At 48.2% G+C, this 13,937-nt stretch carries 13 protein-coding genes and 1 tRNA gene; 12 read left to right on the top strand and 2 right to left on the bottom strand.

All coding sequences use genetic code 11. The annotated features are described in order from the left end of the window. Positions 1–202: 202 nt before the first annotated feature. The 6 genes from cysQ to pyrE all read left to right on the top strand — a co-directional run bounded on the left by cysQ (position 203) and on the right by pyrE (position 7,921). Positions 203–985: a 3'(2'),5'-bisphosphate nucleotidase gene (cysQ, locus tag CMM32_00070; protein ID MBT05302.1), complete on the top strand. Its 783-nt coding sequence runs from the start codon at positions 203–205 to the stop codon at positions 983–985. Positions 986–1,076: 91 nt separating this feature from the next. Next, positions 1,077–2,540: a glycosyl transferase gene (locus CMM32_00065; protein MBT05301.1), complete on the top strand. Its 1,464-nt coding sequence runs from the start codon at positions 1,077–1,079 to the stop codon at positions 2,538–2,540. 362 nt (positions 2,541–2,902) lie between these two features. Further along, positions 2,903–3,685, top strand: coding sequence for a glycosyl transferase (locus CMM32_00060; protein MBT05300.1), 783 nt, complete (start codon positions 2,903–2,905; stop codon positions 3,683–3,685). Beyond that, the gene (locus CMM32_00055; protein MBT05299.1) at positions 3,646–5,625 is read left to right on the top strand and encodes a nucleotide sugar dehydratase; all 1,980 of its coding nucleotides are present in this window, start codon (positions 3,646–3,648) and stop codon (positions 5,623–5,625) included. Before CMM32_00060 ends, CMM32_00055 begins: the two co-directional genes overlap by 40 nt. Positions 5,626–5,711: 86 nt before the next feature. Continuing rightward, positions 5,712–7,298 carry a bifunctional phosphoribosylaminoimidazolecarboxamide formyltransferase/inosine monophosphate cyclohydrolase gene (gene purH, locus CMM32_00050; protein ID MBT05298.1) on the top strand — a complete coding sequence of 529 codons (1,587 nt, stop codon included), beginning with the start codon at positions 5,712–5,714 and terminating at the stop codon, positions 7,296–7,298. A 59-nt stretch (positions 7,299–7,357) separates the two neighbouring features. Then, positions 7,358–7,921: an orotate phosphoribosyltransferase gene (gene pyrE, locus CMM32_00045; GenBank protein ID MBT05297.1), complete on the top strand. Its 564-nt coding sequence runs from the start codon at positions 7,358–7,360 to the stop codon at positions 7,919–7,921. Positions 7,922–7,928: 7 nt separating this feature from the next. On the opposite strand, the gene CMM32_00040 is transcribed toward pyrE, so the two are convergent. Beyond that, positions 7,929–8,003 (bottom strand) — tRNA-Gly (locus tag CMM32_00040). 290 nt (positions 8,004–8,293) lie between these two features. On the opposite strand from CMM32_00040, the gene trxA reads away from it, so the two are divergent. The 4 genes from trxA (at position 8,294) to CMM32_00020 (ending at position 10,512) form a co-directional block, all read left to right on the top strand. Then, on the top strand, positions 8,294–9,208 hold the full coding sequence (gene trxA / locus CMM32_00035; GenBank protein MBT05296.1) for a thioredoxin: 915 nt from the start codon (positions 8,294–8,296) through the stop codon (positions 9,206–9,208). 4 nt (positions 9,209–9,212) lie between these two features. Further along, positions 9,213–9,860, top strand: a complete 648-nt coding sequence (locus CMM32_00030; GenBank protein ID MBT05295.1) for a peptidase S16 — start codon at positions 9,213–9,215, stop codon at positions 9,858–9,860. 62 nt (positions 9,861–9,922) lie between these two features. After that, entirely contained in the window at positions 9,923–10,150 is a 228-nt protein-coding gene (locus CMM32_00025; protein ID MBT05294.1) for a hypothetical protein, read from the top strand. After that, on the top strand, positions 10,147–10,512 hold the full coding sequence (locus tag CMM32_00020; GenBank protein ID MBT05293.1) for a hypothetical protein: 366 nt from the start codon (positions 10,147–10,149) through the stop codon (positions 10,510–10,512). The genes CMM32_00025 and CMM32_00020 overlap by 4 nt, the downstream gene beginning before the upstream one ends. Positions 10,513–10,517: 5 nt before the next feature. Here CMM32_00020 and CMM32_00015 read toward each other — a convergent pair whose 3' ends face one another. Beyond that, a complete protein-coding gene (locus tag CMM32_00015) occupies positions 10,518–11,735 on the bottom strand; it encodes a 2-octaprenyl-6-methoxyphenyl hydroxylase (protein MBT05292.1) in 1,218 nt (405 codons plus the stop codon). Between the two features lie 138 nt (positions 11,736–11,873). Here CMM32_00015 and CMM32_00010 point away from each other — a divergent pair, with 138 nt between their 5' ends. Together CMM32_00010 and CMM32_00005 are read left to right on the top strand one after the other, a co-directional pair. Further along, complete coding sequence (locus CMM32_00010; protein MBT05291.1) at positions 11,874–13,271, top strand: amidase; 1,398 nt, start codon at positions 11,874–11,876, stop codon at positions 13,269–13,271. Between the two features lie 158 nt (positions 13,272–13,429). Further along, positions 13,430–13,937 (top strand): ammonia channel protein (locus CMM32_00005; GenBank protein ID MBT05290.1); only part of this gene is annotated, 508 nt, incomplete at its 3' end.

Genomic DNA, 13,937 nt, shown 5'->3' with positions numbered 1-13,937 from the left:
CACCAATACCCCCTGCAGCGTGTTGTGGTGGTCTCGAGTAAAAGATGAATGGCCGGAAATAAATCCCATGTTAATGTTTAATAATGGCAAACACTCCATTTTACCAATAAAATCCCTCGTGTGGAGGTCATGGCGTTAAAATAGATCATGTTATGGTAGACCTTAGCGTTACTCTATGCACTAGAACTATTGGAAAATCGTGATGGGTTCTCTCGTACCAACAGGATCTACACTCATTCATCAAGTATGCTCCATCGCCGCAGAAGCTGGTGCAATTATAAATTCCTTTGTCCCAATTAGCGGAGTGGTTGAGTACGACCTGAAGCATGATATGTCACCTGTCACTAAAGCCGACAAGGCAGCCAACGACCATATTGTGACAGCCCTAAAGCGCATACAACCGGGCGCTGTAATTGTTGCCGAGGAAAGCGTTGAGAGCATGGAGGCCATTAAAAACGTAAGTGAGCCGTTCTGGCTTGTCGACCCCCTAGACGGCACTAAGGAGTTCATAGCTGGGCGTGATGAATTTACCGTTAATATTGCCCTAATCGTCCACCGAAAACCGCAATTAGGCGTCATTTATCTCCCGGCACAAGACTGCATTTATTGGGGTGAAAACGGCGTTGGAGCGTTTAGGGCATCTGGCGGGGAAAATCCTATTCAAATCAGCACAAGGCCAATCCCTCCCGCCGGTCCCACCGCAGTGGGCAGCCGCTCCCATTCCAACGCGGCAACCGAGGAATGGCTTTCTCAAAAAAAGATAAGGGATTTCCAAGCCGCTGGCTCCTCCTTGAAGTTTTGCAAAGTCGCGGAAGGCAGTGCAGACATTTATCCCCGTTTTGGAAGGACCATGGAGTGGGACATCGCAGCCGGTCACGCGATCCTAGCGGCGGCGGGCGGGCGCATAAGGACTATTACCGGTGAGCGCTTACGCTACGGAAAACCTGGCTTTGAAAATCCCAATTTTCTCGCCGATGGAGGCTGATCCCGCTTTACATCCTCCGACACTCCAATACGATGGGTCCCAACCCCTTTGCTAATGAACTATCCTTTTTTATCCCAATCAGCCCAAATTGATGAAAAATAGCCTAGAAACTACACCTACAAACGCGCCATTATCACTGCGGAAGCAAACTATAAAGGCACTAGCTGACCAGGTAGCTGACCAGAGAACGACGTGGATTGCACGCAACCAATTTTACTACGATGATCACTATAGATTTATGCGTTTTTTAACACCATCCAATGCTCGGATACTGGATTTAGGGTGCGGCGTTGGGGATCTGTTAGAAGCACTCTCTCCAAGAAGCGGTGTGGGGGTCGACCTGAGCGAGAAATCTATTCAAATAGCGACAGATAATCTTCCACAATACAGGTTTTATGTAGGCGATATAGAAAACCCTGACACGTTCAAAAAACTAGGAGGCACCTTTGACATAATCATTCTCTCTGACACTATTGGAATGTTAGAAGATATCTCTGACACGCTTGCCTCTCTCAAGACACTATGTAAGCCACACACTCGGATAATAGTATCTTATTACTCTCTCCTTTGGAGCCCGGCGCTAAAACTAGCTGAACGTTTTGGATTTAAGCAGCGTCAGGTACCATCGAATTGGCTTTCCTCACGAGACATTGCTCACCTGCTGGAACTTGCTGATTTTGAAGTGGTAAAACGGAATTACCGACAGCTAGTTCCGAAACACCTTTTTGGGTTGGGCCGAGTGATCAATAAAGTTTTTTCTTGGTGGCCCGCTATAAGAAGTCTATGCCTTCGCCACTATATCGTTGCTCGACCTGAGGTTCGTAAACCACTTGCCAACCCGTCTGTTTCCATAATTATCCCCTGCCGTAATGAAGAGGGTAATATTGAAAACGCGATATCTCGCATGCCCCGATTTTGTCAAACTATGGAAGTGATATTTGTTGAGGGTCACTCTGACGATAATACCCTTCAGCAAATTGATAGGGTTATCCGCACATATCCAGATTGGGATATACGGAGTTATGTACAAGAGGGCATTGGAAAAGGTGATGCCGTTCGTAAAGGTTTTGCCGAAGCTAAAAACGACCTCCTCATGATATTGGATGCCGATCTCACTGTAGTGCCCGAGGCCTTACCCAAATTCTATAATGCCTACGTCCAAGGTAAGGGGGAATTTATAAATGGAAGTCGGCTCATCTATCCCCTTGACCCAAAGGCGATGCGTTTTCTTAATCTTGTGGCAAATAGGGGTTTTTCAATTTTATTTTCATGGTTACTAGATCAGAGGCTCACCGACACCCTCTGTGGCACCAAGGTACTTTCGAGGGAGGATTATAAGAAAATAGCGGAAAATCGTTCCTATTTTGGAGAATTTGACCCGTTCGGAGATTATGACCTCCTCTTTGGCGCCGCAAAACTCAACCTAAAAATAGCAGAAATACCGATTCGTTATGCCGCGCGGACCTATGGAGTAACCCAAATTTCTCGCTTTCGGGACGGATGGTTACTAGTGCGGATGATCACATTCGCATGGCGTAAATTGAAAGCCATATAGCGTATGTACCTTGCAAAATTAATTTTCCACAAAACAAAAGTAACCAATGTTGGGCTCGAAGTAGGACCAAAGTCCACGTCGGGATTCATGCCGTGCCGCCCCTTTCTAAAAGTTGCCACATCGGCCTTAGGCCCGTTGTGCCTCTAGACATCATGATACTAGCTGTGTCAGCCGGGATTGCCGCCGGCTCAACATGGTTATGCGCGGCATTCGCGCGTTCCTTGCTGTTAAGACATCGTATACTGGACAACCCAGGCACACGATCAAGTCATTGCGGTTCGGTACCAAGGGGCGGAGGAATTGCCCTGGTAAGCGTGATATTAATTGGATGGGCGGCTCTCAGCGCACTTGGGTTAGATCATATGCGCCAAATTAGTGTGATAACTTCAATGGCTCTACTAATAGCTATAGTCAGCTGGTTTGATGATATCAGCAATCTTTCAGTAATAAGCCGCTTATCTGCACAAACAGTGGTGGTAACAATAAGTATGCTTCTAATCCCAACAGATTTTATGTTGTTGGGTTTTCTAGCTCATCCCCTGGGAATGATAGTAGTCGGTATAGGTTGGATTTGGTTTATGAATGTCTTCAACTTTATGGACGGCATCGACGGCATAACTGGTGTTGAAACCATTTCAATATGTGCGGGGATAGCCCTCACGCTAGGCTTCCTTGGATCAGAAAGTTACATTTCCTCGCTCGCTATTATTGTTGCCGCCTCAACCTTGGGTTTTCTTTCCTGGAACTGGCATCCGGCAAAGTTATTTCTGGGCGATGTTGGCAGTATACCTTTAGGCTTCTTACTCGGGTGGCTACTTTTCAGCCTAGCCCGGGAAGGAGAGTGGGCCGCCGCTTTGATTTTACCGAGTTATTACCTAGTAGACGCAAGTCTGACCCTAATTGACCGGGCCATTAGACTTGAGCCCGTTTGGAAGGCCCACAGGCAGCATTTCTATCAGAGGGCTGTCGCTGGCCAACTCAGCCATTCTCAAGCTACTAGAGCAATCATAATAACCAACATTTGGCTGATTGCTTGTGCGTTGGTAAGCACCATTATAATCCTACCGGGTCTTATTGGGGCCTTTTTTGGGATAGTAGCCCTTTTATGCTATTTTCGGCTAGTATCTCAGTCCGTCGGACCCTAGTTGTTTCTCCAATGACTCACTTTCGCTTAAGATTAGACCGCCCTTACGTAGCCGCCGGCCATGATATAATTATGGCAGGGGTCGCTTTCATTTCCTCTTTATATCTTAGGATGGGCTCGGATTTTTGGCTCCAGGCTCAGGGATTTCTGCTAGAGGGCACGATCATTTTTACGACCATCTCTGGGATTGTATTCGTCAAAATGCACCTCTATCGGGGAATTTGGCGCTACGCATCCCTGGACGATTTTTTGGCCATTACTAAGGCTGTGTCACTAGCAATATTGATTTTTGCGTTGGCAATGTTTGTTCTTACTAGGTTGGAGTCTATCCCTAGGTCGGTATTAGTAATTACGTGGCTTCTACTCATCGGTCTTTTAGGAGGTCCGCGGCTCTTCTATAGGATCTTTAAGGACAGGGGTGTTGTTGGACTATTAGATAGCAGCGGCCTTAGCCGAATTCCCGTCATAGTAGTTGGCACGGACGATATCGCTGATGCTTTTCTGCGCCAGCAAAAAAGACCGGGGGAGCAATACCGCATTCTTGGTTTAATCGGAACCAACGGAGATGCTATAGGAAGGTACATCCACGGCATACCCATTCTTGGCGATTTGACAACCCTTGAAGGAGTGCTGAAAGACCTCAATCAGGCGAGCGTGAGACCTCAGCGAATACTTATTGCAGGGGCACCGGTAACCGGTGTGCAAATTCGTAGCTTATTGGAATTAGCTGATAGTCACGGCATGACACTTGCGAGGCTCCCCCGTCTTACTGACTTCAAAATGGAAAGCTCTAATGTAACCGAATCCCGCCCCATTGCCATTGAAGATCTTCTTGGAAGACCTCAATCCCGGCTCGATCGAGCGGCGATGACATCTCTGGTACGCGGTCGCAAAGTGTTGATCACCGGTGCCGGCGGATCGATAGGCAGCGAGCTCTCCCGCCAAGTTGCCGCAAAACAACCTCATCGGCTCATTCTCTTAGACCACGGCGAATATAACCTATATTGCATAGAAAAAGAGCTGGCCAAACAGGCTCCATCTTTGGATAAATGTGCTGTTTTAGGCGATATCCGAGACAAAAACTTTTTGTCCCAATTGTTCGAGGCAGAAAGGCCTGATTTGGTCTTTCACGCCGCAGCCCTAAAGCACGTTCCTCTCGCTGAGTCCAATCCTTGTGAGGCTATCCTCACTAATGTACAGGGTACCGTGAACGTTGCCGACGTCTGCAAAGCATTCCATGTTTCTGCTATGGTTCAAATTTCCACCGATAAGGCAGTCAAGCCTAGCAGCGTAATGGGGGCAACCAAATGGCTTGCGGAGAACTACTGCCAGGCTCTGAACACGCTGAACCCAAATAGTGGTACCCGTTTTATGACAGTCCGATTTGGCAATGTTTTGGGTTCAACAGGTTCCGTAGTGCCGCTATTCCAGGAACAGCTTGCTAACGGGGGGCCTCTTACAGTGACGCACCCGGATATCCAGCGGTATTTTATGACGGTGAGCGAGTCTGTAGAACTAGTATTGCAAGCCTGTGTATTAGCGCTCTCCCCAGGCAAAAAAGCTAACACCGCCTCTGAACCTTTGGGGAGTCTCTATGTACTGGATATGGGGGAACCAATCCGTATCCAAGATCTAGCAAAACAGATTATTCGTCTTTCCGGACTAAGGCCCGATGAAGATATCTCCATAAAATATATTGGCCTTAGAGGAGGTGAAAAGCTCTCGGAGGAGCTCTTTCATGACTGGGAAACCTTGATTCCCACCGACCACGAAGCAATCCGCCTTGCCGTCACTCAACCGACTGCTATAGATACATTGCAAATAACTCTTTCAAAACTTTCCTCGTTGGCCAGTGCAAGGGAAGAGGGGCCAACGCTTGAGTTCCTACACCAATTAGTGCCAGAATTTAGCCGGACTAGAACCACTGGAGATCCCGAGTAAAATCGTTTTTTATCAGGGCACTAGAACTGTCAAAGGCTGGTCGGCCACTACATTTTTTAGACAACTCCAATTACGAGGATACCTGCATGACTAATCCAAAAACCCTAAAACTCCGGCGGGCCCTAATTTCCGTATCTGACAAAACTAACCTTGTTTCTTTTGGCCAAGACCTACACGATTACGGCGTAGAAATATTATCCACCGGCGGCACGGCACTAACTCTGCAAAATGCAGGCATTCCCGTCACGGAGGTAGCTAGTTTGACGGACCTGCCAGAGATGATGGGGGGGCGGGTTAAAACACTTCACCCCAAAATACACGGGGGTATTCTCGCGCGTCATAACAATCAAAACGATGCTGAAGATATGAGCCGCCATGGAATAAAACCAATAGACCTGGTTGTAATTAACTTATACCCATTCCAAGAAACCGTTAAAAAGGGGAACAGTCGGCCAGATTGTATTGAAAAAATAGATATTGGCGGACCCGCTATGATCCGGTCAGCGGCGAAAAACCATGAGAGGGTTGTCATAGTTACCAACGTAAATGACTATGAGATGGTGGCTAAAGAGATTAAAGAAAATCAGGGTGCAACATCGCTTAAGCTCCGCAAGAAACTTGCCCGCCTTGCATTTGCAAGAACCGCTAGTTACGACGTCGCGATTGCCAACTGGTTTAGCGAAGACCTCGGAGATACAATTCCCTCCAGGCTTTTGCTCTCAGCCAACACCCTCATACCTTTGCGTTATGGGGAAAACCCGCACCAAAAGGCCGCTTTTTTCCCTTTAGACCATGGTCGTACAGGTGTGGGAAACGCCAAACAAATTCAGGGCAAGGAACTCAGTTATAATAATCTTAATGATACCGATGCCGCATTTGAGTTAATTCGGGAATTTGATAGCCCCGCGGCAGCCATTATCAAACACGCAAACCCATGCGGTGTTGCACTAGGGGCGAACGCTGTAGAGGCCTATAAAAACGCGCTTAAATGCGATCCAACCAGCGCATTTGGCGGGATTGTCGCCTTCAATTGCCCGATAGATAAAAACGTAGCTTCCGAAGTTGTCAAGAAATTTTCGGAAGTGATTATTGCTCCCAACGCGACTGAAGAAGCAAAAGTTGTGTTTTCAACAAAAAAGAACCTCCGGCTTCTTTTGACGGAAACGATGCCCGCATCTCATGAAAAGATCTTAAACATAAAATCAATAACTGGTGGTTTGCTGGTCCAAGAAAGTGACAACTCGCAGGTTACCGCATCCGACCTTAAAGTCGTAACGAAGAAAAGGCCCACGGATAAGCAATTGGATGATCTTCTGTTTGCTTTTCGTGTATGTAAACACGTTAAGTCGAACGCCATAGTATATGCAAAAGACGGAATGACAATAGGCATAGGAGCAGGACAAATGAGCAGGGTGGACTCCGCCCGAATAGCTGCGTGGAAAGCATCCGAAAACAGTGAAGAGGAAAATGCGACCCTCATCCCTACTGCCAACTCTGTGGCCGCGTCTGATGCTTTTTTTCCCTTCGCGGATGGAATCTTGGCGCTGGTTAAGGCGGGTGCAAAGGCTATTATTCAACCAGGCGGGTCCATACGTGATGAGGAAGTTATACAAACCGCAAACGATCACAATCTCGCAATGGTATTTACGGGCGTGCGTAATTTCCGACACTAATACTGCACTTCTTTTATAAACAGGAAGGCGCAGAGCGCCGAGGCAATGGAGAGAAACACATGACAAGCTGCACGAACATTAAGGAAAAACTCAAAAACCTAGTAAGAGAAAAGTCTCTATTATGTGGCGCTAATTTCACCCTGGCCTCCGGCGAGACGAGCCAATATTACTTTAATATGAAAAATACAACCTTTCACCCGGAGGGCTCCCTGCTCTTATCCGACCTTATCTTAGAGCTACTGGAACCATACAGAGTAGATAGCATAGGAGGCCTTGAAATGGGTGCAGTCCCTATTGCAGCCGCCGTAACATGCCGAAGCTTTCAGACAGACCTGCCTATTGCCGGGTTTTTTGTCAGAAAACAAACAAAAGGTCACGGCACCAAATCTTTGATTGAGCCCAACCAACCGGCGGGAACAAAGGTTGCTATTATTGAAGATGTTACCACCACTGGCGCTTCAGCCTTGCAAGCCGTGGACGCGCTTGAGGCAGCAGGTTGTAAGGTCTCCGTTATCATTACTCTGGTTGACAGACAGGAGGGTGCTACAGAAGCCTTTGCCAGCCGAAACCTCCCATTCCATGCATTATTCAGCGCTTCAGACTTTGACGTATCCGCCGCCTAAGTAATAGTGGAGCGGGCGATGAGATTCGAACTCACGACTTCAACCTTGGCAAGGTTGCGCTCTACCCCTGAGCTACGCCCGCATAAAAACTCCACACCTTTCCAACACGACCAGGTGAGAAGACCACAGGCACGCTCATATCAGACCCGCACGCCGAAGTCCACGGAGACTTTTCTTCATTTTACCCATGGCATAAGCATTAGGCCTAGTAATAACAATGGAATAACCCCAAAATCGGTGTATTATTTCGCAAATTGAGGATAAATCGCGCCTAAATATAATTGGGACTACGGAAGCAAACTATTTATTTACGGGCCTTTAAGAGCCAGGTTATGAATCAAATAATGGTCAGGAACCACGGAGCACATTGAAATGGAACCCATTATAGGTGGTCAGGCTGTACCTGACGACGTTGTAAAGGACAGCGACGCAGCGAATTTTATTTCTGATGTGATCGAGGCATCCCGCGAAACACCTGTGGTGGTGGACTTCTGGGCACCTTGGTGCGAACCCTGCAAACAACTTGGTCCTCAAATAGAAAAGGCGGTGACAGGAAAAAACGGCCAGGTAAAACTGGTTAAAATCAACGTGGATGAAAACCAAGAAATAGCAGCGCAGTTGCAAGTGCAGTCGATACCAGCGGTCTTTGCCTTTAAGGATGGCAGGCCGGTGGATGGTTTCGTGGGAGCCCAACCCGAAAGTCAAATTAAAGCCTTCATTGACCGATTGGCTGGAGATTCGGGGCCGTCACCTATAGACCTTGCTCTGGAGGAGGCCGAGTCCCTTGTTTCTCAAAATAACCACGCCCAAGCGCAAACTATCTTCGAACAAGTCATTGCACATGACCCAGCCAATACTGCTGCCATTGCCGGCGCTCTTCGCTGCCATGTTAGCATGGGACAGTTATCTGAGGGACGCGACTTGCTAAACTCGCTAGATCCAGCGCTTCACCAGCAAGCAGAAATTTCTGGGGCGATTGCCGCTCTGGAGTTGGCCGAGGAAGCCTCCGAATTAACCAACACCGATGCGGACCTGGAGCCCTTAAAGATGAAACTTGAGGCTTCACCTTCCGATCACCAGGCAAGATATGATCTAGCTTGCGCTTTGTGGGCTATAGGCGAACGAGCCAAATCCGTGGATGAGTTGCTTGAGATTATTCGCCAAAATCAGAGTTGGAATGAAGACGCCGCCCGTAAACAGCTACTAAAATATTTTGAGGCAATGGGCCCCACCGACCCGTTAACCATGGAGGCCCGCAGTCAACTTTCATCCCTTCTGTTCTCTTAAAGAGATGCAACCATATCAAATTGAGCATCTGCCCGAAACACTTCCCGTTTTTCCCTTACCGGGTGCAATTCTTTTACCCTCCGGTAAGTTACCCCTTAACATTTTTGAGGCTCGATACCTCAGCATGGTGCGAGATGCCCTCAAAACAAATTGGCTCATTGGCATGATACAGCCAAAACGTAAAGGCACCGAAAAAGGCGACCATCTATACGAGGTCGGTTGCGCTGGGAAAGTCGTGTCGTTTTCCGAAACTGAAGACAATCGTTTGCTAATAACACTAAGCGGATTAATAAGATTTAAGACTACAGAAGAACTGCCGCCGCAGAACGATTATCGCACATTTCAAATTGACTGGGAACCATTTCGGGCTGACCTTCAACCTGCCTCCGAAGGCGAAATTGATCGCAACAATTTGGAAAGAGTGTTGCGGCAATATTTAGAATCAAAAAATATTCCGGCAAAATGGGAAGAAATAACAAAGACACCCAGCTCCTCACTATTAACCTCCCTAGCCATGCAATGCCCTTTTACAGTGGAAGAAAAACAAGCTTTGCTTGAAACTCAGAACCTAGGAGAGTTGACCAGTCTCATAACGTCTTTATTAACTATGGCTACCGACAGTAATGCAACGTCTTCGACCGCTCAGCATTAAATCGTTAGAGCGCCACGCAAACAAGATGGGCGCACAATTTTTAACAGGGAGAAACACTTCTGATGGAACAGAATCCCAAACCACCTAGAACTCAGCAAACAGGTCCGAAATTGAATTCCAAACTACTCGAAGTGCTTGTGTGTCCGGTAACCCATGGCCCATTGCAATACGACGAACAGGCTCAGGAACTCATAAGTAAGAAAGCTGGGCTGGCATTTCCGATCCGTGAGGGCATACCTATCATGCTTGCCGAAGAAGCTCGCCCACTTGAACCAGGAACGAGAGAGTGAACTTATCTCCACCTATACCGACTGGAATTCGGGTTAAAACAAAGGAAAAAATATTAGAAATAGATTTTAATGATGGAAAATCTTATACGCTTCCGGCGGAGCTCTTAAGGGTCGAGAGCCCTTCCGCAGAAGTTCAGGGTCACAGTGCGAAAGAAAAAAAACTCGTTTCCCAAAGACGCCACGTCGGTTTTCTGGGAGTCGAAAACGTGGGCAACTATGCGATCCGTATACGCTTCGACGATTTTCACGATTCTGGAATATATTCGTGGGAGTACCTCAAATTTCTTGGAGAAAACGCCGGAGATATCTGGGCTAAGTATTTAAAATGTCTAACGGATACGGGTCTTAGCAGGGACCCATAGGACCCTCACGAAGGCTCCCCCTCTAAAAGTTTTGGAAGCTTACCCAAAAGGCCCATCGCGTGTTTTCGAAAAAGGGCCTTTAGTGGCCTATTGCTATTCACCGCAGTTAGCCCAACATTTCGCATAACCCGAAAGACCTCACTGTCGTGAGCAAATAGCCTATTCAAGCCATCCGTAACCGCAGCCATAGTCAATGCATCGAACCTCCTCCAACGGCTATACCGGCTCAGGGTCCCCTGGTCTCCGATATCGAGACCAAGGCGTCGAGCATCAGCTATCACCTCCACTAACACCGCCGCATCCCGTAGCCCTAAATTCAAACCCTGACCGGCAATGGGGTGGATTGCGTGAGCAGCATCACCAACCAAGGCGGTTCGTTGGGCCACTAGGTCTTTGGCCATGGTAAGGCTAAGAGGATAAGACCAGACCCTTCCAGCCAGGCCTAAATCTCCGAGAAAATCGCCCAAACGCCACCTCAACTCATCTAGGAAAATCTCCGCCTTCACTTTAAGCAATTCCCGTGCGAGTTCTGTTCTTTCGGTCCAGACCAGAGACGACCTCTTTCCTCTCATAGGCAATATTGCGAAGGGGCCTCCACGCAGAAAACGCTCGTGGGCGATTCCTTCATGGTCAAGTTCATGCGTCACCGTGCAAACTATTCCCATCTGCCCATAATCTTTGTACGTCGTGCCAATGCCAACACAAGCCCTTACGGAAGACACCCGACCATCAGCTGCGATGACCAATGGCGCCCGCACGAAAGTCCCATCAGAGAAAAGTGCTGAAACTCGAAAAGCATCCGTCTCTAGTTTTTCCAGGAAGGTTCCGTTTTTCAGAGTTATTCTCTCTTCACGCTTGGCCGCTAGATAGAGGGCACAGCGCAGAATTCGGTTCTCCACAATATAGCCCATTGGCTCTCCGCCAAGGTCATCACTATCATAGTGCAGAAACCTCGGCGCCTCCCCGTCAGAAACCCGGATTTGGTAAATGGGCTGGGCTTCGGATGAGACCATCCCCCACAACCCTAGCGCCTTAAACAAGTTGGCCGATCCTGCTGCGACCGACGAAACGCGACCATCGAATTCTGCACCTGTCGAATTTTCTGGTGTGTCTCGATCAATCACCACCACACGGAAACCCGACTGGGCAGCGGAAATGGCTAAGGTAAGCCCAACTAACCCACCGCCAACTACCAAAATGTCTGCGATTAGACTATCATCAATCGGGCTCAATTCGTTACACCACTCTACCGATCCGTATAATACACCACTCACTTCTCAACAGGAGAGTATGGGAAATATTAAACTATTCCAAGGTCCTCGCACTAGCCGTTTTACATTTGCTCCACGCACCTGAAGGAAATGCTGACAATGCAACATAACTGGGACACGATGACAGCACTTGAGCTAGGACAAAAAATAGCAGAAAACTTCATCAACCCTGTGGAATTGACCGAATATTTTCTTGAGCGCATGAAACATCATGACAGGGCCGGCTCAATTTATGTACGCCACACGAGAGCCCGGGCTTTTCAAGAAGCTGAGGCTGCAAGACAACGGGCTAAGGCAGGAATGACCCGGAGCCGACTCGATGGTGTACCAATATCTTGGAAAGACCTATACGATACTGCCAATATTCCCACCGAAGGGGGCTCTCCTTTGCTGGTAGGGCGAACACCCACGACAGATGCCCTAGTGCTTAAGCGAGCTACAATGGCTGGCCTAGTCTGCCTAGGTAAAACCAATACCGTCCAATTCGCGCTGGGTGGAATTGGCAGCAATCCTCATACCGGCACCCCGCCGAATGCTGTTATGAAGGATGCACCTCGCGCTCCCGGAGGTTCCTCTTGTGGAGCAGCGGTCTCAGTTGCCAGCGGGCTGGCCGCTGCGGCAATAGGATCCGACACTGGTGGATCAGTGCGAGTGCCAGCAGCATGGAATTGTCTCGTGGGTCTCAAAACTTCATATGGTGCACTCCCACTCGATGGGGTCCTGCCACTATCTCCAACCCTAGACACCGTTGGACCGCTAACTAAGAGTGTAGCTGATGCCGCCGAAATATTTGGAATCTTGGGGGCCCGTATTCCCGTGGACTTAGAAGGCCGTAACCCGGTTAATCGGCTCCGCCTCCTATGCCCAACCAATATAGTTTGGGATCAGGCTGATCCGAAAGTCGAGTCAAACACTCGCAAAGCCCTCGACGCCCTCGACAACTTAGGAGCCGCGGTGGTGCACGACACCGTGCAGGCGTTCGATGAAATTACCGACGCAATAATAAAACACGGTGGTATTGCTACGGCAGAGGCCTACACAACTTGGCGCCATTTGGTAGACACCAAAGGCGCGGCCATAGATCCAAATGTCTTAGCACGTTTTCACCAAGGTCGAGAGATGTCAGCGCCTGATGTGGAAATAGTTCGGGCCGAGGTCCGGAAACAGGCACCAGCTCTCTATGCGAAGCTTGCAGGTTTCGATGCGATGGTAATGCCAACGGTACCAATACTTCCACCAACGCTTGAGAGCGTCGATCGAGATCCAGAAGCCTATCGTATCGCAAACATGTTAGCGCTCCGCAACACAACACTCGGCAACATACTCCCATGCTGCGCCGTAACCCTTCCAATACCGGCAGAAATCCCATGTGGCCTTATGGTGATGGCACCAGCCGGACATGACAACAGGCTACTGCGAATAGCCGCAACGGTCGAAAATGCCTTGGGCTCTGCCCAGGAATCAACCAACACAAAGGCTCTTGACTAATATTTGTGCGGTTGTACAAACGGCCCAGAGATTAATGGTAGAAATTTGAGCATAAATGCCATAGTCTTATGCTCGGAAAGTTGGCTTTGGGTTTCAAGCCGTTCTGGTGCAATCAGCACAAATTATTGAGTGGTACAAAGATAGAGGGTAAAAAAACCATGAGACTAATGAATTACGTATATGGTCCCACGTTAACAATGGGACTGTCTCTCATTGCAGGACCGGCCCTTGCACAAGATGCCTTATCGGGCGCAAACACCGCATGGATTCTGACCTGTACGGCCTTGGTCCTATTTATGACAATGCCTGGACTGGCGCTCTTTTATGCAGGGCTGGTGCGTGCTCAAAACGTCGTATCTGTTTTGATGCATTGTTTTGCTATCTGCTGCCTTGCCTCTGTGTTGTGGTTTGTTTGCACATACAGTTTAGCCTTCAGTAACGGAAACGATTATGTAGGGGGACTTGGCAAAGCCTTTTTAGCCGGCGTCGGCCTAATGTCAATGTCAGGAGATATACCGGAAACTGTATTCTTTATGTTTCAAATGACATTCGCAATTATTACTCCTGCGCTAATGATTGGAGCGTTTGTAGAAAGAATTAAGTTTTCAGCAATGCTAATCTTTTTAAGTCTTTGGGTTTTAATAGTTTATGTTCCTGTAACGCATT

Source organism: Rhodospirillaceae bacterium (genome assembly GCA_002728255.1).
Lineage (GTDB): Bacteria > Pseudomonadota > Alphaproteobacteria > UBA7887 > UBA7887.
The sequence above is the reverse complement of the archived record's forward strand: the minus strand, read 5'-3'. Positions and strand labels throughout refer to the sequence as shown.

Excerpts from the sequence above, each read along its gene's own strand:
- CMM32_00060 (MBT05300.1), top strand. The coding sequence starts at position 2,903 with ATGCGCCAAATTAGTGTGATAACTTCAATGGCTCTACTAATAGCTATA.
- cysQ (MBT05302.1), top strand. The coding sequence starts at position 203 with ATGGGTTCTCTCGTACCAACAGGATCTACACTCATTCATCAAGTATGC.
- CMM32_00055 (MBT05299.1), top strand. The coding sequence starts at position 3,646 with ATGCTATTTTCGGCTAGTATCTCAGTCCGTCGGACCCTAGTTGTTTCT.
- CMM32_00030 (MBT05295.1), top strand. The coding sequence starts at position 9,213 with ATGCAACCATATCAAATTGAGCATCTGCCCGAAACACTTCCCGTTTTT.
- pyrE (MBT05297.1), top strand. The coding sequence starts at position 7,358 with ATGACAAGCTGCACGAACATTAAGGAAAAACTCAAAAACCTAGTAAGA.
- CMM32_00065 (MBT05301.1), top strand. The coding sequence starts at position 1,077 with ATGAAAAATAGCCTAGAAACTACACCTACAAACGCGCCATTATCACTG.
- CMM32_00010 (MBT05291.1), top strand. The coding sequence starts at position 11,874 with ATGCTGACAATGCAACATAACTGGGACACGATGACAGCACTTGAGCTA.
- purH (MBT05298.1), top strand. The coding sequence starts at position 5,712 with ATGACTAATCCAAAAACCCTAAAACTCCGGCGGGCCCTAATTTCCGTA.
- trxA (MBT05296.1), top strand. The coding sequence starts at position 8,294 with ATGGAACCCATTATAGGTGGTCAGGCTGTACCTGACGACGTTGTAAAG.
- CMM32_00025 (MBT05294.1), top strand. The coding sequence starts at position 9,923 with ATGGAACAGAATCCCAAACCACCTAGAACTCAGCAAACAGGTCCGAAA.